Annotated in this window: 21 protein-coding genes; 3 read left to right on the top strand and 18 right to left on the bottom strand. The window is 61.5% G+C overall.

Annotated features, from left to right (window positions below; translation table 11 throughout):
- The first annotated feature begins 110 nt into the window (after positions 1 to 110).
- Complete coding sequence (locus KJQ12_RS02330; protein ID WP_213483314.1) at positions 111 to 1,127, top strand: LacI family DNA-binding transcriptional regulator; 1,017 nt, start codon at positions 111 to 113, stop codon at positions 1,125 to 1,127.
- Positions 1,128 to 1,155: 28 nt separating this feature from the next.
- On the opposite strand, the gene uxaC is transcribed toward KJQ12_RS02330, so the two are convergent.
- The 3 genes from uxaC to KJQ12_RS02315 form a co-directional block, all read right to left on the bottom strand.
- Positions 1,156 to 2,556 (bottom strand): glucuronate isomerase, encoded by a 1,401-nt coding sequence (gene uxaC / locus KJQ12_RS02325; protein ID WP_213483319.1) that lies wholly within the window; start codon positions 2,554 to 2,556, stop codon positions 1,156 to 1,158.
- 253 nt (positions 2,557 to 2,809) lie between these two features.
- Entirely contained in the window at positions 2,810 to 3,013 is a 204-nt protein-coding gene (locus KJQ12_RS02320) for a hypothetical protein (protein WP_213483313.1), read from the bottom strand.
- 153 nt (positions 3,014 to 3,166) lie between these two features.
- Positions 3,167 to 4,102 carry an immunoglobulin-like domain-containing protein gene (locus KJQ12_RS02315; protein WP_213483312.1) on the bottom strand — a complete coding sequence of 312 codons (936 nt, stop codon included), beginning with the start codon at positions 4,100 to 4,102 and terminating at the stop codon, positions 3,167 to 3,169.
- Positions 4,103 to 4,262: 160 nt separating this feature from the next.
- Between KJQ12_RS02315 and nagA the strand changes: the two genes are divergently transcribed.
- Positions 4,263 to 5,459 (top strand): N-acetylglucosamine-6-phosphate deacetylase, encoded by a 1,197-nt coding sequence (gene nagA / locus KJQ12_RS02310; RefSeq protein ID WP_213483311.1) that lies wholly within the window; start codon positions 4,263 to 4,265, stop codon positions 5,457 to 5,459.
- Positions 5,460 to 5,477: 18 nt separating this feature from the next.
- On the top strand, positions 5,478 to 6,644 hold the full coding sequence (locus KJQ12_RS02305) for an acyl-CoA dehydrogenase family protein (RefSeq protein WP_213483310.1): 1,167 nt from the start codon (positions 5,478 to 5,480) through the stop codon (positions 6,642 to 6,644).
- A 209-nt stretch (positions 6,645 to 6,853) separates the two neighbouring features.
- Here the strand turns inward: KJQ12_RS02305 and KJQ12_RS02300 are convergent, their stop codons facing one another.
- The 15 genes from KJQ12_RS02300 to KJQ12_RS02230 form a co-directional block, all read right to left on the bottom strand.
- Positions 6,854 to 7,414 carry an RDD family protein gene (locus tag KJQ12_RS02300; protein ID WP_213483309.1) on the bottom strand — a complete coding sequence of 187 codons (561 nt, stop codon included), beginning with the start codon at positions 7,412 to 7,414 and terminating at the stop codon, positions 6,854 to 6,856.
- A gap of 110 nt (positions 7,415 to 7,524) precedes the next feature.
- The gene (locus KJQ12_RS02295) at positions 7,525 to 8,325 is read right to left on the bottom strand and encodes a polysaccharide deacetylase family protein (protein WP_213483308.1); all 801 of its coding nucleotides are present in this window, start codon (positions 8,323 to 8,325) and stop codon (positions 7,525 to 7,527) included.
- A gap of 100 nt (positions 8,326 to 8,425) precedes the next feature.
- Positions 8,426 to 9,118 (bottom strand): rhamnogalacturonan acetylesterase, encoded by a 693-nt coding sequence (locus tag KJQ12_RS02290; protein ID WP_213483307.1) that lies wholly within the window; start codon positions 9,116 to 9,118, stop codon positions 8,426 to 8,428.
- A 26-nt stretch (positions 9,119 to 9,144) separates the two neighbouring features.
- Complete coding sequence (locus KJQ12_RS02285) at positions 9,145 to 10,407, bottom strand: outer membrane protein assembly factor BamB family protein (RefSeq protein ID WP_213483306.1); 1,263 nt, start codon at positions 10,405 to 10,407, stop codon at positions 9,145 to 9,147.
- A gap of 57 nt (positions 10,408 to 10,464) precedes the next feature.
- Positions 10,465 to 12,786 (bottom strand): helix-turn-helix domain-containing protein, encoded by a 2,322-nt coding sequence (locus tag KJQ12_RS02280; RefSeq protein ID WP_213483305.1) that lies wholly within the window; start codon positions 12,784 to 12,786, stop codon positions 10,465 to 10,467.
- A 200-nt stretch (positions 12,787 to 12,986) separates the two neighbouring features.
- Positions 12,987 to 14,609: an extracellular solute-binding protein gene (locus KJQ12_RS02275; protein ID WP_213483304.1), complete on the bottom strand. Its 1,623-nt coding sequence runs from the start codon at positions 14,607 to 14,609 to the stop codon at positions 12,987 to 12,989.
- A 49-nt stretch (positions 14,610 to 14,658) separates the two neighbouring features.
- On the bottom strand, positions 14,659 to 15,540 hold the full coding sequence (locus KJQ12_RS02270; protein ID WP_213483303.1) for a carbohydrate ABC transporter permease: 882 nt from the start codon (positions 15,538 to 15,540) through the stop codon (positions 14,659 to 14,661).
- A 30-nt stretch (positions 15,541 to 15,570) separates the two neighbouring features.
- Positions 15,571 to 16,491: an ABC transporter permease gene (locus KJQ12_RS02265; protein ID WP_244860372.1), complete on the bottom strand. Its 921-nt coding sequence runs from the start codon at positions 16,489 to 16,491 to the stop codon at positions 15,571 to 15,573.
- A gap of 32 nt (positions 16,492 to 16,523) precedes the next feature.
- Positions 16,524 to 18,749, bottom strand: coding sequence for a rhamnogalacturonan lyase (locus tag KJQ12_RS02260; protein ID WP_244860370.1), 2,226 nt, complete (start codon positions 18,747 to 18,749; stop codon positions 16,524 to 16,526).
- 292 nt (positions 18,750 to 19,041) lie between these two features.
- Complete coding sequence (locus KJQ12_RS02255) at positions 19,042 to 19,287, bottom strand: hypothetical protein (RefSeq protein WP_213483300.1); 246 nt, start codon at positions 19,285 to 19,287, stop codon at positions 19,042 to 19,044.
- 51 nt (positions 19,288 to 19,338) lie between these two features.
- Entirely contained in the window at positions 19,339 to 19,917 is a 579-nt protein-coding gene (locus KJQ12_RS02250) for a hypothetical protein (RefSeq protein WP_213483299.1), read from the bottom strand.
- A complete protein-coding gene (locus tag KJQ12_RS02245) occupies positions 19,899 to 20,447 on the bottom strand; it encodes a GNAT family N-acetyltransferase (protein WP_213483298.1) in 549 nt (182 codons plus the stop codon). Before KJQ12_RS02245 ends, KJQ12_RS02250 begins: the two co-directional genes overlap by 19 nt.
- Before the next feature lie 57 nt (positions 20,448 to 20,504).
- Positions 20,505 to 21,065, bottom strand: coding sequence for a GNAT family N-acetyltransferase (locus tag KJQ12_RS02240; protein ID WP_213483297.1), 561 nt, complete (start codon positions 21,063 to 21,065; stop codon positions 20,505 to 20,507).
- A gap of 19 nt (positions 21,066 to 21,084) precedes the next feature.
- Positions 21,085 to 21,414: a GNAT family N-acetyltransferase gene (locus KJQ12_RS19840; protein ID WP_213483296.1), complete on the bottom strand. Its 330-nt coding sequence runs from the start codon at positions 21,412 to 21,414 to the stop codon at positions 21,085 to 21,087.
- 73 nt (positions 21,415 to 21,487) lie between these two features.
- Entirely contained in the window at positions 21,488 to 22,345 is an 858-nt protein-coding gene (locus tag KJQ12_RS02230) for a hypothetical protein (RefSeq protein WP_213483295.1), read from the bottom strand.
- Between the last annotated feature and the right edge of the window lie 362 nt (positions 22,346 to 22,707).

The raw sequence follows: 22,707 nt of genomic DNA, 5'->3' as shown, positions 1-22,707 counted from the left end.
GATCAGGCACCTCCGGGGGGGATGTTGAATTTGAATTTGTCATTCCCGCGTCCATGTACTAAGATGATAGCATCGGATAACAACGTTGGCATTCGCGGGAGGAAAACGCCATGGTCACGATCAAAGATATCGCGCAAGCGGCCGGCGTCAGCTTCTCGACCGTGTCGAAGGCGCTGCGGGACAGCCCGCTGGTCACGCCCGAGACGAAGCGGCGCATCATCGCTATCGCCCGCGAGATGGGCTATCAGCCGAACATCGCGGCCCGCCGTCTCGTATCGAAGCGCAGCGGCGCCGTCGGCGTCGTCTGGCCGTCCATTGAACGGACGGCGCTGTCTACGCTGATTACGCGCGTGGGTGACCGGCTCGAACGGCGGGGCACCGCCATGCTGCTGTCAATCGGCGGCATGGACGCGGCGTTCGCGACGTTCCGCAAGTTCCAGGTCGACGCGATCCTCGTCTTCGGCGGGATGGAAGGCGGCGCATCTCACATCCCCGATTCCGCCGGCATCCCGGTGCTGTCGTACGGCGCGGCGGGATACGCGCCGCTGCCGACCGTCGACGTCAACCGCGGCGCCGCGATCCGGCTGGCCGTCCGCCATCTGGCTTCGCTCGGCCACCGGCGCATCGCCTACATCGGCCGGCCGGAACGGTACGATCCGCTGCAAGCCGTGAAGATCGAGGCTTTCCTGGATGAGACCGGCGCGCTCGGCATTGCCGCTCATGACGCGCCCGTCGCGGACGTGCAGGGCATGGAAGTGCACGACGGCTACGCTGCCGCGCGGGCCCTCTTCGCCGGCGGTCCGGGAGAATCCGGCGCGTCCCGGCGGCGTCCGACTGCCGTAGTCTGCGGCAGCTACGATCTGGCGCGCGGCGTCCTGCGCGCGGCCGCGGAAGCCGGGCTCGACGTTCCGCGGGCGCTGTCGGTCGCAAGCTACGACAACATTCCGCAGATGGCGGAGCTGGATGTGCCCGTGACGGCCGTGGGCGCGGACATCGACGCGATGGCGGAGCTCGTCGCCGACAGCCTGCTCCGGCTGGTCGAGCAGCCGGATGCGGTCGGAACGGTCACGCTCGAACCATCGCTCGTCGTCCGCGTGTCCACCGCCCCGCCTCCCGCGGAAATTTGAGGGCTTGCGAGGCCCGTTCTTTACGCACTTAACGGACGGAGTCGAAGTCGAAGTACGCTTTCGCGTTTCGGTAGGAAATATTTTCGACAATGCCGCCGAGCATCTCCGGATCGTCCGGCACTTCGCCGTTCTCCGCCCACTCGCCGATCAGGTTGCAGAGAATGCGGCGGAAATACTCGTGCCGCGTGTACGACAGGAAGCTGCGGGAGTCGGTCAGCATGCCGACGAACCGTCCGAGCAGTCCGAAATCGGCGAGCGTCTTGAGCTGGGCGATCATCCCTTCCTTCGTGTCGTTGAACCACCACGCCGAGCCGAACTGGATTTTGCCCGGGATGCCGCCGCCCTGGAAGTTGCCGATCATCGAGGCGACGATCGGGTTGTGGCCGGGATGGAGCGAATAGAGAATCGTCTTCGGCAGCGCGTTCTCCCGCTCGAGCGAATCGAGCAGCCGGGACAGCGGCCGGGCGATCGACGTGTCGCCGATCGAGTCGAAACCGGTGTCGGGCCCGAGCTCGGCCAGCCGGCGCGTGTTGTTGTTGCGCATCGCGTTCATGTGGTATTGCATCGCCCAGCCCCGCGCGGCGTACTCCCTGCCGAGGAAGATCAGCAGATGCGTCTTGTATTTCCGCTCCGCTTCTTCGCTTACCCGGCGGCCTTGAAGCGCTTCCGCGAAGGCTGCCGCCGCTTCCGCATCCGTCGCCTCTTCGCAGACGACGACATCGAGCGCATGGTCCGAGACGCGGCAGCCGACCTCATGGAAGAAGTCGATCCGCGCCTTCAGCGCGGCCAGCAGGTCGTCGTACGTCCGGATCGGGATGCCCGCCGCCTGCTCCAGCCTCCGCACATAGTCCGGAAATCCCGGCCGGTTCAGCTCGAGCGCCTTGTCCGGACGGAACGACGGCAGCACCTTCGTCCGGAACTGCGCATCCCCCTTGAGCTTCAGATGATATTCCAGCGAGTCGGCCGGATCATCGGTCGTGCAGATCACTTCGACGTTCGACTTCGTGATCAGCTCGCGCGCGCTCAGGCCCCCGTTCTGAATCTGCCGGTTCGCCCGCTCCCAGATTGAAGGCGCCGAGCGCTCGTCGAGCGGTTCGTCAATGCCGAAATACCGCTTGAGCTCCAGATGCGACCAATGGTAGAGCGGATTGCCGATCGCCTGCGGCAGCGTGCGGGCGTAGGCGAGAAACTTCTCGTAGCCGTCCGCGTCGCCGGTCACGTACCGCTCGTCGACGCCGTTCGCCCGCATCGCCCGCCATTTGTAATGATCGCCGCCGAGCCATACTTCCGCCAGATTGCGGTATGTACGATTCTCCCAGATCTCCTGCGGACTCAAGTGGCAGTGATAGTCGATGATCGGCATCGATTTCGCGTAATCATGATAAAGCCGCCTTGCCGTCTCGCTTCCGAGCAGAAAATCTTCGTCCATGAAACGTCTGGCCAATCGTTGTCCCGCCTTTCTTATTATCGTTCGTCATGGTGATAACAACGTTGTTATTCCGGTGATGGTTTCATCATATGCCGAATTGCGCCGGAGTTCAACCACTTTTTTTCGATGGATCGGGGTGGCGGAGGTTCGTTGTACCGAAGCCGTTCAACCCGAAACAGCCGTAACGAAACGGAGAGTCGTGATTTGGCCGCCGATGGCCCAAAGATGCGGGGCCATCGGCATACAATGCCCGTCAGGTCCAGTTGCCCCGGTCCGTATCGGACGGTCCGTAAGGGGGGCCGGATGTCGGTCCGTGCGGCGGGCTTGACATGCGAAGCGCCCGGATCTCGTCCCGCAGTTCGCGCAGCGACTGCGCGTTGTTGAGCGCATGCTTGACCGCGAGATAGATGACCGTGTACAAGACCAACAGTGCGATCAGCCAGAACAGTAAAACCACAACATTGCCCCAAAGAAAATGCATATGCAGTTGTCTTCACCACCCTGAATTGGAAAATGATCGCTTCCCATCTTACCACACCACATCCGGACGGTCATCCAAATGAAAATGGCACCGGGTGCGCGGAACCTCCGCGATCCGATGCCGATTGTCTCATGATTCAATCGTAAACTCCGCCGCCAGCTCCGCGGTCAGATCAAGCCCTTCCGCCCGGAGCGGCTTGACCACCCGGTACTCCCCGGGACCGAGTCCGCCGAGGTGAACCTTCAGCTCATGCTGCTGGCCCGGCTGGAGCATGAGACCGATGCTGTCGAACGCCAGATCAAGCGGCACGATGCGCCATTCGCCGTCCACCTTTTTCTCGATATGGTAGTCCACGCCGAACGTCAGAACGGTCGGTCCGGCGTTCATCACCGCCAGGACGGCTGTCTCCTCCCCGCTGCCGTACACCGCCCGGTCCAACCGCACCGACGCGTTGATCTCGGGCACCGGCACGCGGATCAGGGCGGCGCGGGTATCTTCCGTCCCGCCGTCCTCGCCCACGATCTCGGCGCCCAGCACGTACAGGGCGTTCAACTTGTCCGGCAGCGTGCCCGTATAGACGACTTCATGGGAGCCTACCGGCCCCGCATGAACGATCGTATCGAGGATGACCGCGGCCGGCTCCAGTTCGTCCGTCAGCTCCGTGAGCCGGATGCGGATGTCGCGGTCCAGACGAAAATCCGCCTCATGCGCGAACAGTTCAACGGTGACCGCATCCCCGGGCCGGTGCGTCCCGGCCGTCAAGCCGTATCCGAGATGGCCGGCGCCGTCTTGCAGAAACCATTTGCCGGTCGGCTGGCCGTACCCCGCGAGGGTCCACCATTCTTCGGCGGCGATATTGCCGGCATCGTTCGCGGGAGCCGACACGGCATTGTCCGGATTGCCGATGCGGCTGGACAGTTCGCCGCTCCCCGCCGCCCACGTCCGTTCGTCTCCAAGGCCGCCATCCCCTTCGCCGCCCGCTCCTGCGCCGCATCCGGCGAGCAGGCCGAACGCCAGCAGCAGCGCGGCGTACCGACGCCGCTTCTTCCACGATCCCTTGCCCATCGCCCGAACCCCCTTCTTCCGATCCTTTACCTCCCAGACGGGAAGGAGGCGGAGGATGTTGCAGGAGATGTTCGCTTTCCCGAATTTGTTCAAATTATTCCATATGCCATGCATGGTATAATGGAATGCAATGGAGCTTAAAAGGCGGTTGGATTCACAGATGCAGAAAACCTTGATTGCCAATGCGCGCATCGTGACGGAAGACGGCGACGGGCTTTGGGGCTGGATTTTGTTGCGCGAGGGAAAGATTGCCGCCATCGGCGCTGCGGATCAACCGCCTCCGCCCGAAGCGGAGACGGCGCGGCGGATCGACGGTGCAGGGGGATGGGTGCTGCCGGGCTTTATCGATCTGCATGTCCATGGCGGCGCGGGATGCGATTTTCTGGATGCGAATGAGAAAAGCTTGCGCGAAATCACCCGCTTTCACGCCGCGCACGGAACGACCGGCATGCTGGCCACCTCGCTGACCGTCGAGAAATCCCGGCTGGACGCGATGCTTGAAGCCGTCCATCGGTTCATGGCTTCGCCCATGCCATACGCGCAGCTGCTGGGCGTTCATATGGAAGGACCGTTCATCAACCCTCGGCACAAAGGCGCGCAAAACCCGGACCATATCGTGCCGCCGCGCCCGGACTGGCTCGACGAATGGACCAGCCGCTATCCCGGCTTGATCAAAATCCAGACGCTCGCGCCTGAACTGGACGGTGCGCTGGAGTATATTGAACGCCTGAAACATCATGGCATTGTGCCTGCCTGCGGCCATACGGATGCCTCGTATGCCCGAATGATGACGGCTGCCGACAAAGGGCTGCGTCATGCCGTTCATACGTTCAACGCGATGCGCCCCTATCACCATCGCGAGCCGGGAACCGTCGGCGCCGTGCTGACCGACGATCGCATCATGGCCGAGATCATCGCCGACGGCCGCCACGTCCATCCCGCGGGCATCCGGCTGCTCCTGCGCGCCAAAGGGATCGCCAACGTTGCGCTCGTCACGGACGCGATTTCCGCCGCGGGCATGCCCGACGGCGAATACACGCTCGGCGGCTTGTCCGTCATCCTGCGGGACGGAGTCGCCCGGCTGCGCGATTCGGACCATCTGGCCGGAAGCACGCTGACGATGCTGGACGCGTTCCGCTATCTGGTGCGGGAGGTCGGCGTATCCGTCCCGGATGCCAGCCGGATGGCGAGCGCCAATCCCGCCCGCCAACTCGGCATGGACCGCCTTGCAGGCTCGCTGAAGCCCGGCAAGCGGGCCGATGTGCTGCTGCTCGATGCCTCGCTTGGGCTGCTGCGCGTCTGGATCGGCGGAACGGAGATGGATACATTGGACCAGGGTCATGGGAACGAATTTTGACGGAAAAGGTGATGAGACATGGATACATTCGCGCGGACCGACGAACAGCGCGACCGGCTGGCCCGGCTCGGCGAACTGGCCGACCGCTTCATGGCGGACGCGCACGCCGCCGATGAGGAGAACCGCATTTCCGAACGGTTCGTGGCAGCGTTGAGGGAATTCGGATATCCGGCATACCCTGTGCCCCGCGAATGGGGCGGGCAGGGCATGACCGTCTACGAAATGGTGCTGTACCAGGAGCGGATCGCCCAGGGCGACCCGGCGACCGCGCTCGGCATGGGGTGGCATGTGAGCGTGCTGTCGGAGCTCGTGCAGCGCAAGCCGTGGCCGGATGAGACGATCGCCCGGATCTGCGAGGATATCGTCAAGCGCGGCGCGCTGATCAACAAAATGGCGTCCGAGGCGGCAACCGGCAGCCCGTCCCGGGGCGGCAAGCCCCAGACTTATGCCGTCCAGGTGCCGGAAGGCTACCGCATCCACGGACGGAAGACGTTCGCGACGTTCTCGCCCGTGCTGGATTACTTCATCGTCACCGCCGTCATGCAGGACACCGGCGAAATGACGGAGTTTCTGATTCCGAACGGCACGGAAGGCCTGAGGATCGAGCCGACCTGGAACATGGTCGGCATGCGCGGCACGGCCAGCCACGATCTCGTGCTGGACGGCGTCGTCGTGCCCGAGGAAGCGCGCGTGCAGCGGACTTCCAGGCAGCCGACCCATGCGCCGAACCCGTTCCTGCTGCACGTTCCCGCCTGCTATCTCGGCATCGCCCTGGCCGCTCGCCGCGAAGCGCTTAAGTTCGCCGCATCGTATCAGCCGAATTCGCTGGACAAACCGATTCTGTATGCGCCGAACGTCGGGCAGCATCTGGGCAGCATCGACCTGGAGCTCACCGCGGCGCGGCATTTCCTGTACGCCGTCGCGGCGAAATACGACGACGGCGCGTACGATCCGGAGCTGTATCCGGCGGAAATGGCAGCCGCGAAATCGTTCGCCGTGCAGACGGCGATCTCGGTCGTCGACAAGGCGCTGCGCATCACCGGCGCCCACGGCCTGTCCATGGGCCATCCGCTGCAGCGGCTGTACCGCGACGTCCGGTTCGGCCTCTCCAACCCGCCGATGGACGACGTGACGATGCGGCTGCTGGCGCAGCACGCGATCCGCGAAGGCGAAGCGATGATGTAAACAGAGGGGCTATCAACCGTCATCTGCGGAGATGATCGTTGATGCAGCCCCTCGATCTTGAGTTCGCTATATCATTGATCCATGATACAAACCCTTTTGTCCATAAAAAGTATTTCTGTTTACGATCCGAGTAGTATGTAAATTCATCCCCGTGGATAGCTGATGTACGCTCCCGCAAATGGCTGATGTCAAACTTTGCTTTCGAAAGCTTAAAAACGATGCCGTTTTGAATATGAACGGTAATGTTCGGATGGGTAAGCATCCGGCCGGCCCGCGTCCCGCACGCGTGTGCCGGCCGCGGCGTCATGGAGCGTCCGCCGGCCTCCCGATGTCGCCAGCACGGCGATATAGAGCAGCATCAGTCCGTTCGGAATGTAAATGAGCCCCGGATAAGCGGGATCGGCGTCCCACCACGGTTCCGGCACCAGGACGATGAGATGCGCCAGCTCCCAGGGCAGAAGACGGACGATCGTCCGCAGGAACGCCTGACGCAGCGTAAGGCGCGATCCGTCCCGAGCCGCCGCCTTCAGTTGCAGCAGCCTTTTGCCGATGGTCTGTCCCCGCTTGTATTCCATTCCGATAAAATAGACCCACACCGGCACCGACATCGTCGCCAGCACCCACAGTTCGATCTCGTATCCCGCCTTGAACCGGTCGAACGGGAACCCTCCTGTTGCCAGGTACAGCAACCCCTGCATCCCGCCCAGCACGCCGGCGAGCATCACGAAATCGAGCCAATACGCCGCAAGCCGCTTCGCCGCCAGCCTCATGCCGGCCATCCGCCATGGGGACGGGCCGCTGTTCTCCGCATGCCGAAATCCTCCTTCAAATTGCCGGGACGCTGCAGCGGGGATGCCGCGCTGCAGCGCCTCAACACCGCTTAATCGAGCACCACCTTGGCGCCGCCGGGCACCTCGACCAGCCGGTCGTCGGCGTACAGCCAGACGGACGACGCGCTCGGGTTGCGGACGACGCGGCAGTCCGCCGAGAATTGCAGCCGCTCAAACGCCTGCATATAGTCGAAGATCTCGATGTTCGTCGCGTACCAGATGTCCCGCCGGCCGCCGATGAACCGGCAGAACGACTCGATCAGATCCCAGTTGCCGTCCGTGTCGAATTCGTAGCTGTGGCCCCACACGTACATCAGGTACAGATACTGCCGCTTGTGCAGCTCGACAAAAGCCTCCGCCCGCTCCATCAGCCGGTCCTTGTGATGGCACGTCGGCATCCATTCGTACCAGTCGTCCGGCATGCCGAACCCGCCGGTCGACGGCACGACGCGCGAATAGGCGATGCCGAGATGGGGCAGCATGTCCCGGATCAGCCGGTTGTGCGAACCGTTCGGATACGAGAGGCCGCGCACCGACTCGTTCGTAATCTCCTCCAGCCGCTTGCGGTCCTCCATGATCTCGTGGACGATCGTCTCCTTCGGGCAGCGCGCGATCGTCGGATGCGTCAGCGTGTGGGCCGCGATCTCGTGGCCCGCGTACAGGGACGCGGCTTCCTCCGCGCCGATCCGCCCGCCTTCGCCGAGCAGCCCGCCGTTCAGATGGAAGGTCCCCCGCACGCCGTGGTCGTTGAAAATCCGGACGAGCCGCCGATCCGCTTCCCGCCCGTCGTCATAGCTCATCGTCAGCGCCTTGTGCCGCCCTTCCGGAAAAGCGAGCACGATTCTCGGCATCGTTCATCCCTCCGCATGGTGCGCTCAGCAAACGCTTCCCCGTTCATTTCGTTCCCGCACAAGCAAAATCCTTCCCGCTTAATCGGATAACCACCGCGCATCAAGCCGGCCGGCGCACATACGGAAGGATGCCCAGCTCCGCGAGTCCCTCCGCGGCGATCTCCGCCACGCGCAGCGCGCCGCGCTCGCTGAAATGGGTGTTGTCCTCCGCACCGTCCGGGTAATTCGGGAGTTCGCCCGGCTTCGCATGCACGAACAGCGACCTGGACTTCTCCGGTCCGAGCCGCTCGTACAGCTCCTTCGTCTTCGCCGCCAGGTCCAGCAGCGGTACGCCCTCCTCCGCGGCCAGCTTGCGCACCGCATCCGGATAGGCCCCGTGCGATTCGTACAGCGTGCCGCCCGCCGCGAACGTCCGCCGCTGGACGGGCGTCGCGAGGACCGGCCGCATGCCGCGCGAACGGGCGGCTTCGAGATAGCGGCGCAGCATCGCCGGGTACGTCACTTCCGGGTCCGTGTACCGGCTCGGATCTTCCATCTTCTCGTCATTGTGGCCGAACTGGATGATCAGGCAGTCGTTCGGCTCGGCCTCCCGCATAATCGCGTCCAGCCGCCCTTCGTTGATGAAACTGAGGGAACTGCGGCCGGACATCGCGTGGTTGGCGACCCGGATATCGGCCGGAACGAACCGGTGCAGCATCTGCCCCCATCCGGTCAGCGGATACACATCCGCCGGCTGGTCGGCCATGGTCGAGTCGCCCGCCAGAAACAAGGTGAACGCGCTCAGATCGGACATGTTCACTCTCCTCGCAGAAAGTGTTGTCAAACTTCGCCGCCGGGATAGAGCGTTGCGTGGGACAGCCGCTTCGGCTGCGGCAGCGGCCCGGCTCCCGGCCTGGCCTGAAGCCGCACGTCCCGGCTGGCGAACACGGCCGCCGCCTCGTCGTGATAGAGAATGACCTGCGTCAGGCCGGTACCGGCCAGGTCCGCATGGGCGGCATAGCCGTCCAGCGGGAAGGCGCAGACCGTCCGCCCATGGCCGTCGCAGAGCGCCGGCGGCAGCCCGCCGCCGCGCCGGAACGCAAGCATATAGTCCGGCGCGTCCTCCGTCCAGCCGGAGAGCGGCTCCATGATCGTCAGCCAGCCCGGCGTCCGGCGTGCTTCCTTCCACAGGAGCTGCCCGGCGGCATCGAGCAGGAACAGCGCGTCCCGCCCCGGGCGGCCGCGTCCGTCATCTTCCCGCACGATCCGGTCGACGCCCGCGATCTGCAGGCCCGGCAGATCCGGGCGGAATCGGCCGATCGCGAGATGCTGCGGCTCGACCACGCCTTCGTAACGCCACAGCTCGCGGCCGTGCCGGTCGCAGAGGACGACGGCGCTGCCGCCGATCGCAATCTCCGCCTCCCCGTCGCCGTTCACGTCGCCGACCCAGATGCAGTCGGCGTGTTCCGTGAGCCCCTCGCAGGTCCACAGCGGCCGGCCGTCGTGGTCCAGCAGCGTGTAGCCGGCCATCACCTCGTCCTTGCCGTCGCCGTCGAGATCGCGGACCCACGGGTAATGGCCCGGGTTGCCTTCATGGTGCCACAGGACGCGGCCGCTCCCGTCCGCCGCCCAGACGTTCCGGTACCGGTCCTTCAGCAGCCACTCGCCGCAGTACCCGCGCCCGGACAGGTCCGCCGGGATGATGCAGTCGTGCGCGTGCGGCGCGGGCAGCGGCAGGCTCGCCTTCGCGCGGCCGCTCCGCCCGTCGAGCACGAGCAGCCGGCCGTCCATGACACACAGCACTTCGAGCCGTCCGTCGCCGTCGCAGTCGACGATCTGCGCCGGATAGTCCGAGCCCGGACCGCCCGCGCCGGGGTCCGGCCGTCCGACCTGCCACAGCAGCCTGCCGTCCAGGTCGAACGCCGTGAGCGCCTGCACCTGATGGGGAATGTATCGCACATCCTGCCGGTTGTCCGGCTGCGCGAGCACCATTTCCATCCGGCCGTCCCCGTCCAGATCGCCGAGCAGCATCCGGCAGCGCGGGCCGGCGGCGCGGATGTCGAGCTCGGCCGCCCGCACCGGTTCCGCATCCACATGTCGCATCCTGAGCGCCTCCTTCAGAAATCATCACGCGCACCCCCGCACCTGGAACTCACGCCTTCAAGCGTTTCGGCTCCGCTGCCGGTACAGGGTCGGCGTGATGCCTTCCAGCTTCTTGAAAATCCGATTGAAATAGCTGTGCTGATAGCCGACCATGCCCGCGACATCGTGAATCTTCAGCTCCGATTCGCGGAGCAGCTGCTTCGCCTTCTCCACCCTCAGCTCGGTCAGATAATCGATAAAGTTCGTGCCGGTCGCCGCCTTGAACGCCTTGCTCAAGGCGTACGGGCTCGTGCCGAGCGCGTCCGCGCAGCTCTCGAGCGAGATGTCGCGCATGTAGTTGCGGTGCAAATATTCGGCGGCCTGCCCGGCCAGCCGCTTCACGCGAGCGTCCGCGCGGGACGCCCACTCGCGGAAATAGGGCGCGAGCACCCGGTTCATGAACCAGCGCAGCATCTGCTTCGGCTCCCGCAGGCGCGACAGTTCGGCGTAGAGATTCGCTCCGCCGTACAGGCGGTGCGGATGGAAGCCCGACGCCATCATCGCGTGCTGCACCTGGCCGAGCAGCTGCAGCATGCCCTGCTGTACGTCGATCTCCTTCGCACCGCCGCCGCACAGCGAGCCGAGAAACGCTTCGAGATGGGCGCGGGCGCCGTCCTCGTCGCCGGTGCGCAGCGCTTGGAGCAGCTCGCGTTCGAGCGTGAACGAATAGCGCAGCTCGGCGGCCTCCTCCTGATCGGCCATCTCCCGCTCCATGCGAATGATCTGGTTCGCGTTGTCCAGCAGACGCAATCCGGCCGCCTGCTTCGCCCGCTCGAAGGCGAGCGGCACGTCCCGGATGCGCGGCACCGGCTCGCCGAACGCCATCACCGCGTGCAGATGCAGCACGCGGTTGATCCGCGCCGCCGCTTCGGCGCAGAACGATTCGATCTCGTCCGCGCAGGACAAGTCGGGCGGCACGAACACCAGCACGCCCGCCGACATGTCGTGGAAGTGGATCGTCTCGCTGCGAGGAAACCGCGGCGCGGCCAATTCCTCGAGCAGATTCGCCGCGGCGAAGGAGACGAGCCCTTCGTCCCCGTCCCGGAACTTCCCTTCGCCGCCGAGCATGCCGATCAGCCGGACGTAGACGACGACGAACCGGCATCCTTCGGTCCCCCGCAGCAGCCGCTCCATACGGCGGCGGAGATCCGCCTCCGAGTAGGCGTGCAGATGCCCCTGCAGGAGCTGATGGAGGAAGCCGTGCTTCACGAACGGAAGCTGCTCCGCGATCCGGTTGTGCAGCTCCAGCCGCTCGCGGTTCAGATCGCGCCATTCCTGCTCGAACAGCGAAAATTCGTCCCCAGAATGACCCGTCTGCCCGCCGCCGAGCAGCGCGACGAGCCGCTTCACCGGCGAGTAGATGCGGAGCGACGCCAGCCACGCCAGCAGCGCCGCGAGCAGCAGCGCGGCCAGGCTGACCAGCATGATGACTTTGGAGATGAACACGACCGGCGCCGTAATGTTGCCGATCGGCGACGCCGACACGTACCGCCAGTCGTTCGCGATGCGCGACAGCGTGCCGTAGGAGACGGCGTACATCTGCCCTTCCCATTCGGTCAGGAACGAGCCGGACGGCTCATCCGACGCTTCGACCCGCTCCCGCAGCGCGCGGACGAACGGCGAATCCTCCGCGCTTCCGCCCGCCGACAGCCAGAAGCTGCCGGACGGATCCCACGTGAACGTCTCGCCTTCGTCGTAAGGCGCGAGCGTGCCCAGCAGATCCGCGAACCGGTCCGGATCGAGACGGAAGACAAGCACGCCGAACGGCTCCTGGCTGCCGGCGGGGATATGGTGGACAAGCGCCGGTTCCCGTTCGTCCGGACGCGAGGGATCGAACGCCCAGTGCGTCCAGTAGGTGAACCTGCGGTAACGGATCAGCGCTTCGTAGCGTGCCGCCGTCGCCTCGTCGACCGCCATGTACTCCGGATGAAGCAGAACCGGGCTCTGCCCGCCCACATACAGCTCCGCCCGCTTCACGATGGCGTTCGACCCCTGCATCGCGACGAGCGTCCGCGTCAGTTCCTGCGTCACGTCGAACTCCCGGATGAAATCCGTCTCCCGCAGCCGGTAGTCGAACTTCGGATCGAACGCCCAGTGGGACAAGAGCAGCTCGAGATTGCCGAGCTGGTTGTCGAGGTTGACGGAACGCTGCTCGATCTGGCGCACATGGTTGTCCAGCAGCTCGCGCTCCACGCGGCCCGCCGTCAGCCCGTACACCAGCGAGCCGATGATCAGCCCCGGCACGCCCGATACGACGAACAGCAAGATCAGGCTGCGCCGATAGAAATGGCCTCTGCCGGACGCCATCCGTGCCGGCAGGCTGAAGATCCGCTTCACCACGCGTCCATCCCCCGCTTCCCCTCCGTCGGTCGCTCTCCCCGCGCGTCTTTTTATTTGATCGTACCCCATCCCGGCGCGGAAAAGTGTTCACTTTTCCGTCAGAATCGGTTGATTTTCCGGTTTTTCGGGGAGTGCCCGGCCAATCCGCAAAAGCCGCGCCCATGAAGGACGCGGCCCGGATTTGCCGTCCGCCGCGCGGCTTACGGATTCGCCGCGGCGTACAGCTCGTTCATTTCCTTGACCAGATCGTCGCCGCCCGATTTCTTCCACGTCTCGAACGCCTGGAGCAGTCCCGCTTCGTCAAGCTGGCCGACGATATATTTGATGCGGGCGTCGTTGATGATATTGTCAAGCTGCTGTCCTTTCTGCGAATAGACCGTGGAGATGAACGGCTCCGCGGGGTTGGGCACGACGTATTGCTCGGCTTCCTTCTGCAGCTCCGCCGTCTTCTGCCGCAGCGGCGTCTGCTTCACCTTGAGCCCCTGATCTTCCGGGATGAACGGCAGCATCTGGTTGAGCCCTTCCACTTCCGACTCCAGCTTCACCGGATCGTCGATCCGGACGATGTACCCGTCCTCGAGCGTATAATGGACGCCTTCGATGCCGTAACCCGCCAGCGTCTGCAGCTCCGGTTCGTTCATCTTGTCGAGGAACGCAAGGACGCGGTCCAGCTCTTCTTCCGTCTTGACCGACGACTTCGGAATCGCGAGAATGCCCGCGAAGCCGGAGGTCGGCAGGGCCCGCAGGCCGTGGTCGCCGACGACGCCGATCATGTTGTCGACGAAATGAACGTCCGGCTGATCCTTGCCTTCCGCCGCCAGCGCCCGGTGGATCGCGTCGTCGAGGCGCGCCGCGTTGTCGGTGACGTCGACGATGACGCCGGCCTGGCCGTTCACGACCGGGTCGTTCCACTTCGCGGAGTCGTAGACGGCGAAGTCCTGGTTGATCAGCCCCTCGTCATACAGCTTCTTCATGAAGCGGAGCGCTTCGAGATATTCCGGCGTCTGATGCTCCGGCACGAGTTTGCCGTCCACGACGCCCCATTTGTTCGGCGCGCCGAACCACAGCTTGATGATGTCGAAACCGCTCGCCCACTGGCCGGTCCACTTGACGAGCACCATGCCGTAGGTGTCATCCTTGCCGTTCCGGTCCGGGTCCTGCTCCTTGAACGCCTTCAGCATGTTGTAGAAGTCGTCGATCGTCTTCGGCGGCTCGAGCCCGACGTTCTCGAGCCAGTCCTTCCGGTAGTTGATGCCGTTCCGACCGAGCGCGCGGCCGCGGTAGACGCCGTAGTTTTTGCCTTCGATCGAGGAGTTTTTCATGATGACCGGATTCGCCTGGGACAGGTACGGGTAGTTCTTCATCTTCTCGCCGACTTCCCAGAACGCGCCCGCCTTCACCGCGTTGACGAAGTTCGGGTTCTTCACGTCCGGGACGTAAATGATCGTCGGCAGTTTGCCGCTGGCGAGCGTGATGTTGAACTTGTCGGTGTAGGACGAGTTCGGCACCCATTCGAGATGCAGCTTCACGTTCGCGCGCTTGTTGATCTCCTGCACGACCGGGCTGTCGTCGCTCGGATAGTTCGTCTTGAAGATCGGCAGCATGATGCTGATTTCAAGCGGCGGTTCCGGTTCGGACGCCTTGCTGTCTTCGCTCGACCCGGTGTCTGCGCCGTTCCGGCTGCCGGTGGAGTTTGAAGCGCCGCCGGCATCGCCCGAGCCGCCGGAATTCCCGTTGTTCTTGCCGCCGCCGCAGGCCGACAGCACGCTGAGCGCCAGCAGCACCGCCGTCAGGACGACGGCCCATTTCTTCGCTTTTCTCATGCGCGAGAACCTCCCTGTGTGTGTGGTGGAAAATGGTATCGCATATCCGTTACCCTTTGACCGACCCGAGCAGGACGCCCTTCGCGAAATGCTTCTGCAGGAACGGATAGACGAGCAGAATCGGAACCGTGCCGACGACGATGACCGCCATTTTGATCGACTGGTCGGGCGGCTGTTCGAAGTTCGGGTCCATCGCGCTCAGATCGCCGGCCGCCATCTGGGACAGCATGACGATCTGGCGCAGGATGACCTGCAGCGGCCATTTCGACGGTTCGTTGATGTAGAGCAGCGCCGAGTAGTAGTTGTTCCAATGGCCGACGGCATAGAACAGCGTGAATGTCGCCAGCACTGGCATCGACAGCGGCAGCACGATGCGCCTGAGCAGGCCGAGATCGGAACAGCCGTCGATCTTGGCCGCGTCCTCCAGCTCCGCCGGCAGCTCCTGGAAGAAGTTCTTGACGATGATCAGGTTGAACGCGCTGATCGCGCCGGGCAGCATGAGCGCCCAGTACGTGTCCAGCAGCTGCAGCTCGCGGACGACGAGATAGGTCGGAATCATGCCGCCGCCGAACAGCATCGAGAACACGACGAGGTTGAGCACGAAATTGCGGCCCGCAAGCTCCCGCTTCGAGAGCGCGTACGCCATCGTCACGGTGAAGAACAGGTTGATGAGCGTGCCGACGGTCGTCACATAGACCGAGACGCCGATGCTGCGCACGATCGTGTCCGTCGAGAAGATGTACCGGTACGCGGCGGTGGTGAATTTCTCCGGTACGAGAAAGAACGCCCGCTTCGTCAGCTCCGCGTCCGAGGCGAACGAGCCGGCGAAGACGTAGATGAACGGCAGCACCGCCGCGAGCGCGAACAGGCTGAGGAACAGATAGTTGCAGATGTCGAAAATGGTTCCGGGCAGAGTACGGTATTGCCTCATCGTTACATGCACCTCCGCTGCTTCGGCGCGTCAGTAGATGCCGGACTGGCCGAATTTCTTCGCCGTCCAGTTCGCCCCGATGACGAGGATGATGCCGACGACCGACTTGAACAGGCCGACCGCCGTGCTGTAGCTGAACGCGCCCTGGGTGATGCCCATGAAATAGACATAGGTGTCGAACACTTCGGCCACTTCCCGGTTCAGCGGATTGAGCAGCAGGTAGATCTGTTCGAATCCGTTGTCGAGCACGTCGCCCATGCGCAGGATGAGCAGGATGACGATCGTGCTGCGGATCGACGGCAGCGTAATGTGCCACATCTGCCGCCACCTGCTCGCCCCGTCGATGATCGCGGCCTCGTACTGCTCGGGATCGACGCCGGCCAGCGCGGCGAGGAAGATGATCGTGCCGAAGCCGCACTCTTTCCAGATCGTCTGCAGGACGATGATCGGCCGGAACCATTCCGGGCTCGTGAGGAAGCTGATCTTGAAGCCGAAATATTGCTGCAGCAGCTCGTTCACGAGGCCCCCCTCCGTCGTCAGGAAGACGTAGGTGAGGCTGGCGACGATGACCATCGAGATGAAGTGCGGCACGTAGACGAGCGTCTGGATCGTCCGCTTGAACAAGGCGATGCGCACTTCGTTGAGCAAGAGCGCCAGGATGATCGGCGCCGGGAAGAAAAAGAGCAGGTTGTAAAGCGACAGAATGAGCGAGTTGCGCAGCAGCATGAAAAATTCCGGGTTCGTGAAGAAGACGCGGAAATGTTCGAACCCGACCCATTCGCTCTTCCAGAAGCCGTGGAACGGCGAGAAGTTCTGGAAGGCGAGCAGCACCCCCCACATCGGCACGTATTTGAAGATGAGAAAATAGAGCAGTCCGGGGGCGAGCAGCGCGTACAGCCAGCGGTTCTTCCAGAGCCGGCCCCACTTCGTCGATCCGCCCGTTCGGCTCATCGGCCGCGCGGCGGCGGTCGTCGCGGATGGCTTCATCCGGCCGTCACCTCCCTGTCGGACGGGTTGGAGGCGCGCGGCGCATGGATGTCCGGGACCGGCACCTTCGCCCAGTCGATATCCGACGCGAGATAGAAGCTCGGATAGGCCGGCTGGTTGTACACGACGTTCTGGTTCGCGATGCCGACCCGGTATTGCGGATCGTGCATCAGCGTGTGCAGCTTGCGGCCAGTCGGCTCGGTGCTCATATAGATCCGGATCGCCGAGCTGTCCGCCGTGCGCACGACGAGCTCCTCCCGCCAGTCGCCGAACAGGTCGGCGACGAGACACGGGTTGCCCTTCGTGCCGTTGTTCGTGCGGGTGCCGTGCGCTGTCAGCAGCCGGCCCCGCCGCCAGTCGTCAATGGCGGCCGGCTCATCGAACGTGCCGGAGATGATCTGCGTCGTCATGTCGGCCGCCCAGCGGATGTTCATGTTCGTGCCCGGCGTCGTGACGGCGATGCGTTCGCCCCGGCACGTCATGAGGCCGAACGGCTCGCGGCCGGCGTGGTCGGCGGACGACCATACCTGAAGACCGCGATGCCGCGGATCGACCTGGCCGATCATGCCGCGGCCGACGTCTTGTTCGGCAGGGGCGCCGAACAGCACGCGGCCGGTCGCCGCGTCGCGCAGCGCGAACCCGTACGGGGCGTGCCGTCCGTCTTCGTGCACCATGAAAATTTCGAGCCCCGGCCGGTCGGGGTCGATGTCCGCGACGTGGAGCGCGTCGCCGTGGCCGAGCTTTCGGAGGCTGCCCGGCGCGGCGCTATTCGGCGGCATCTCGCCCCGCGACACGTAGAGCAGCGTGCCGTCGTGGTCGATCGTCGCCGCGCCGTAGACGAGCTCCTGGCAGCCGTCGCCGTCGACGTCGGCGACGGCGAGCGAGTGGGCGCCCTGCCCCGCCAGCGCGCCGTATTGCGGATCGAGGCCGTCCTCCGCATGGAGGGTGTCGCCGAACGGGTTGTTCATCGGCACCCAGCCGCTGTCGATGCTCCAATGTTCATGAAGCTGCCGGCCGTCCCAGCGGTACGCGACGACCGCCGCGCGCGTGTAGTAGCCCCGCGCGAAGACGGCATACGGCCTGATGCCGTCCAGGTAAGCGACGGCGGCGAGGAACCGGTCGACGCGGTTGCCCGGCTCGATCCGATGCCAGGCGTAGTCGCCCCACATGAGGCCGTCGTCGTGCCGGCCGGGCTTGTAACGGATGGTATGGCGTTCCTCGCCCGTCTCTCCGTCGAAGACGGTGAGATACTCCGGCCCGCCGAGGATGAATCCCTCGAACGCGCGCAGCCGGTTGCGCGGGCTGCGGCTCGGCGCGTAGACATCGAAGAAGTAATCGCGCAGCTGCTCCGCGTCTTCGCGGGACAGCGGGTATCGGAACCGGCGGTCCCAGCCCAGCGCCTCTTCCACCCGCTGCGGCCAGCGGCCGGCCTTCACTTCCTCGTGCTCGTGCCAGCGCATGAACAGCTGTGTGATGTGCTCCGCGTAGTCGGCGGCGCTCATCCGGTAGTCGTCGGCATGGCTGTACCCAGCAGCCGCGTCTTCCGGCGGCATCGTGATGAATGTCTCTCGCATAGGCTCGCCGTCCGGTCCGAAGCGGATCGTTTTCGTCCCGGGGGCTGTTTTGCACATCAGCTCCGCCCGGCCGTCGCCGTCGAAGTCGTAGACGAGGAACTGCGTGTAGTGGGCGCCGGCGCGGATGTTGACGCCGAGGTCGATCCGGTACAGCAGCGTGCCGTCCTCGCGGTAACAATCAATGCAGGCATTGCCGGTGTACCCGGTCTGGGACACGTCCTTCGAATTGGACGGGTCCCATTTCACGAAATACTCGTACACACCGTCCCCGTCCACGTCACCGACGCTCATGTCGTTCGCCGAATACGTGTACGGCTTGCCGTCCGGCGTGACGCCGTCCGCGGGCTTCTTCAGCGGGATTTCCAGGTACGGCGCGGGCCACGGCCGGACTTCCCGGCTGCGGTCGATCTCCCGCCCGTCCATGACAGCGCATACAATATAGCGCGCGTTGAGGGTTCCGCTCGTATCGAGGTAATTCGTGGCGTGCTCCACGTCGGCGATGCGGCTGCCGTCCCGATAGATGCGGAAGGACGGCCCGGCCATGCCCCGGTCTGTGCGGCCGGTCACTTCCGTGCCGAGCAGCCGCCAGCTCAGGAAGACGCCTTCATCCGTCCGGACGGCCTTGAGCCCCCGGTCGAGCGCTTCCATTTGAATGGCCTGTCTTGCGTGTCTCTCGTTCGTCGGCAAGTTTCTCCCTCCCGACTCCGAGGGTAAAGACGGCGCGGTTTGCAGGCAATCGTACAATTTTGCATGAAGGGATTTTGGAGGATTGGATTTTTTTGCGGGGATGAGATTTTTTTTGCGGAGGAAAGTGAACTTGCGGCGTGTACGCGGCTCTATCACGGGGAATATACGCAGCAAATGCCTACGGGCCCCGTCCCGGAGCCCGCTCGTTTCAACTTCTGGCGATCGAGGGGTGTATTCCTGATCAGTGAGCAGGTCAGATTCGACCTTCATCATCGATGATTCTAAATGCGGAAGAAACGGTCGAAAAATTTTGGCCGTCGTATACCAATTCTAACGGCGTTCTATTCTCGGGGATTTGCGGAACCTTGTCCCCGATAAAATGGATTGCACCTTTAAACGTTCTTTTGCCATTGACATGACGCTGTATTTGTCCGTCAAGCTTTACTGTTACATGCTCGATGATGCCTTCCGTCCCAAGTTGGTAGTACACGCCGTCCAATCTTTTTGCTTACTTCTTGGGTGTAAACCTGTTCATATTTGGGCCGGCTGCTTATTTAAATGTCTTCAGGTACCACCAAATTGCCTTATGATACCCTCTCAGTTTTGAACCTATTTCCTCCAGACTATTTATGCTAACGTCAGGATGCTCATAGAGCTGATAAGTTCCATCAAGCGGTATTTCATCCCGATATTTATACAGGGCTACGACGTAAGCCGGATTGTCTATGTTTCGATTTGCATTCAGATCGTCTCTGGTAATGTTGTCTAAATTATTAATGGCACGCACCGCATCCCTGGTTTGAGCCATTACTGAGGGACTGAATTCCTGAGGATAAAAATAGATTGCGATCCATAAGGTTATGAATATTGTGAGGACGGCTTTCAAAACGGCAGAAAGCAGTCCTTTGTGCGGAACAGCAAAGGATGCCACAATAATTAACGAGTTCATTACAACAATCGCGGGCAAAGCTGCAATTCTTGCCAATCCCGTGTACGGAAAAAATTCAACCAAAGCAACCAGCATGAGAATCGTTGGTGTAATCAAAAGCAAATAACGGATCAGATAGGACGCAAACCTCTTCATTAAGTCACCTGCGACGCTTCTTCCTGCTATTTCATGCCTTTCCATTCCTCTGACAGCATTCCATATACCACATGGTCCACATAATGATCGTACAGCCACTCTGCTTGCCTGATGATCCCTTCCTGCGTAAAGCCGAGCCTCTCCGGTATAGCTCTGCTTCTCTTGTTGAACTCTGCGGCTCTGATCTCAACCCTGTTCAGACCCAAATCATTCAATACATAATTCACGATCGCTTTGCATGACTTTGTCATGATGCCGTTGCCTTGATACTCAGATGACAGCCAGTAGCCGATCGAGGTCTTTCGGTTATCCCAATCAATCCAATGAAGTCCAATGCAGCCTGAAATCTTTCCTTTATAAAAAATCGCTGCATGAAATCCATTATGATCAGAGAATTGCTTTAGCGCGGACCTAATGAAGTGGCCTACGTCTTCAGCGCTTTTTGTCCCATCTACCCAGGGCAGCCATTCTCTGAGGTAACCGCGGTCTTTTTCGACCAATGAAAAGATCTCATCCGAATATCGGGGCTCTAATATCCTTAACTGAATGTCGTGATCTACATTGAAATAAAACATGCGAAATCCTCCCTTGATTGAACAGCCAGGTCGGAGAATTGGGCAGGCGTACGGCTTCTACTCCCCTGCCACAATGTCTTCTTTGAACTGTTTCAGCCAATCTTCTTTCCTTAATGTCATTTCAAAGTTGTTCCACCAAACTCCATTGCTGTCCTGATACATCTTTTCCCGATACAGACTCTTCCTGAACCCGACTGACTCATAGCACTTAATGGCTTGTCTGTTAAATTCATAGACATTCAATTTGATTGTTTCCAAGCCAAACTGATGGAATCCGATCCGAACAAGTTCATTTAATGCTTTCTTGCCGATTCCTCTTCCCCGGTTTGTTTCTTCGCCTATCAAGAATCGACCAACTACGGCTTCCCTGGTCTCCCAATTAAATCTGCATAATTGCACCGATCCTACAAATCGACCGTCATCCATGATCTTGTAGATAAACACATCGGACTCTATCGAGTTAATCCCCCTGGAATAATGAGCTTTCATTTGGTCAACGGTTAAAGGATATTCGTAAGTTTTGCCTGACCACTGCACCATAAAATCCCTGGAATACTGATTTACCCAGGTTACGATTTGCGGAAAATCTGTTTCACTGAGCAGTTCCAACTTTATCATCGTCGAAACCCCCGCACATTCAACAAAACTCCGTTTTTAATATTCCCATTATCATTAACGATTCATAGTTGTCTTCAGTCTTCACACATTCACGCAACGTGCCTTCCACCTGAAATCCGAGCGATTGATATAAATGCAGGGCTCTCTCATTTCCTTCGCGTAAATCCAGCCATACCCTGTGGGCTTTCAATTGGTGAAACAAATAATCCAGCACCAGTTTCAGAACTTTCTTGCCGTAGCCTTGATTCCTCACACTCAAGTTGATTCGAAAGATCTCAATGAAATTGTGGGGATTATGCAGGCCTCGAATAATGACATATCCAATCTTCCGCCTCTCCGCATCTTCCACTCATCATTACTGAGGAGGTACAGGGACATGATCTTCCATTCCTTTCGAATGTACGCCTGAGAACACAGCCGTTTCAACCGGCTTCCACCGTGAACTGCACGCCTGCACCTTCGTACTCATACCATTCATCCGATGTTGCATCGGACAGTTTCACATGATTGTCGTATACATCCATGACCAGTTCTTCTCCATAGTAATAAAACGTAAAACGTTCGGTAATTTCTCCCGGATCTTCGGGCTGCTCCTCCAATCGCCTGCCCTCCGTCAACGGCGCAATGCGAGACTGCGCGCGGAAGCTCGAAAACATAACGTATTGATCCCCCCGTCTGACCGCGCCGGAGGCCGCCATCTTCGCAATGAGACCGTCATGCCTGACATGTGGCGGCCGGGGCATGAAGGCCACTCCCGGCAGATGGATGCCCGGATCGACTTCCCAATACCAACCATCACGCCCCGCCTCGATTACGCCGCGATCCACAACCAGGATCACATATTGGCGGTCACCTTCGTAGAGTTCGTAGAGGTATGGCTCGATATCGGTCTGAATACCGTTGGGATATTCGGCAATCGCCGCCCTCTTGATGTGCAGCAGCCACTTGATGCTCTCCAGAAACAACGGATCGTCGACGATTGCGGCGGCGGGATCATTTTCATGCCGACGGATGACGACTTTATCCCACTCGGTATACACGTTCAACTTGTCAAGCCACGGAACTTCCCGTATGGCTTCGTCCAGGGATGAGTCTTCGGATTCTCGCTCCGCCAGTTCTTCGGTCAGCCGCTTGATCGCGGCGTCTTTCTCCGCAATGATCGCCTGCATTTCGTCGATTTGCGCCTGCAGAAGTTCCAAATGGTTGTCCCGCTCATCACTCCGGCTGCACCCGATGAGCGTTAGGGCCGATATCAGTATGATGATCAAGCCGCGGATCAAACGACTCCCTCCTTGCACTTTCGGACCTGGGGAACCTGGTTGAATCACACCAATCGAATGATTTCCATGGGCGTACTGCTCACGCACTTATGATTTTGGTCAAACTCCAGTTTTACGAGGCCCGCTTCCGTAACAGTCGTGATCTGAGGCGAAAACCTGCCATAGCAGAATTTCATGGCTTCCATCATCTGATCTGGCGAGAGCTGAAATGCGAGCGTGCAATGAGGATTCCATTTTCCAGGGATGTAGTACATGCTTGCATATTCATGGAGATCCTGAAAAGCATCATGGTACTGTGTATGAAGTGATGCTAGACTGAATAGTGGACACCGAGAATCGAGAATGCGACAATAAATTCAGCA

This window comes from Thermobacillus xylanilyticus, assembly GCF_907165215.1.
Lineage (GTDB): Bacteria > Bacillota > Bacilli > Paenibacillales > Paenibacillaceae > Thermobacillus > Thermobacillus xylanilyticus.
The sequence above is the reverse complement of the archived record's forward strand: the minus strand, read 5'-3'. Positions and strand labels throughout refer to the sequence as shown.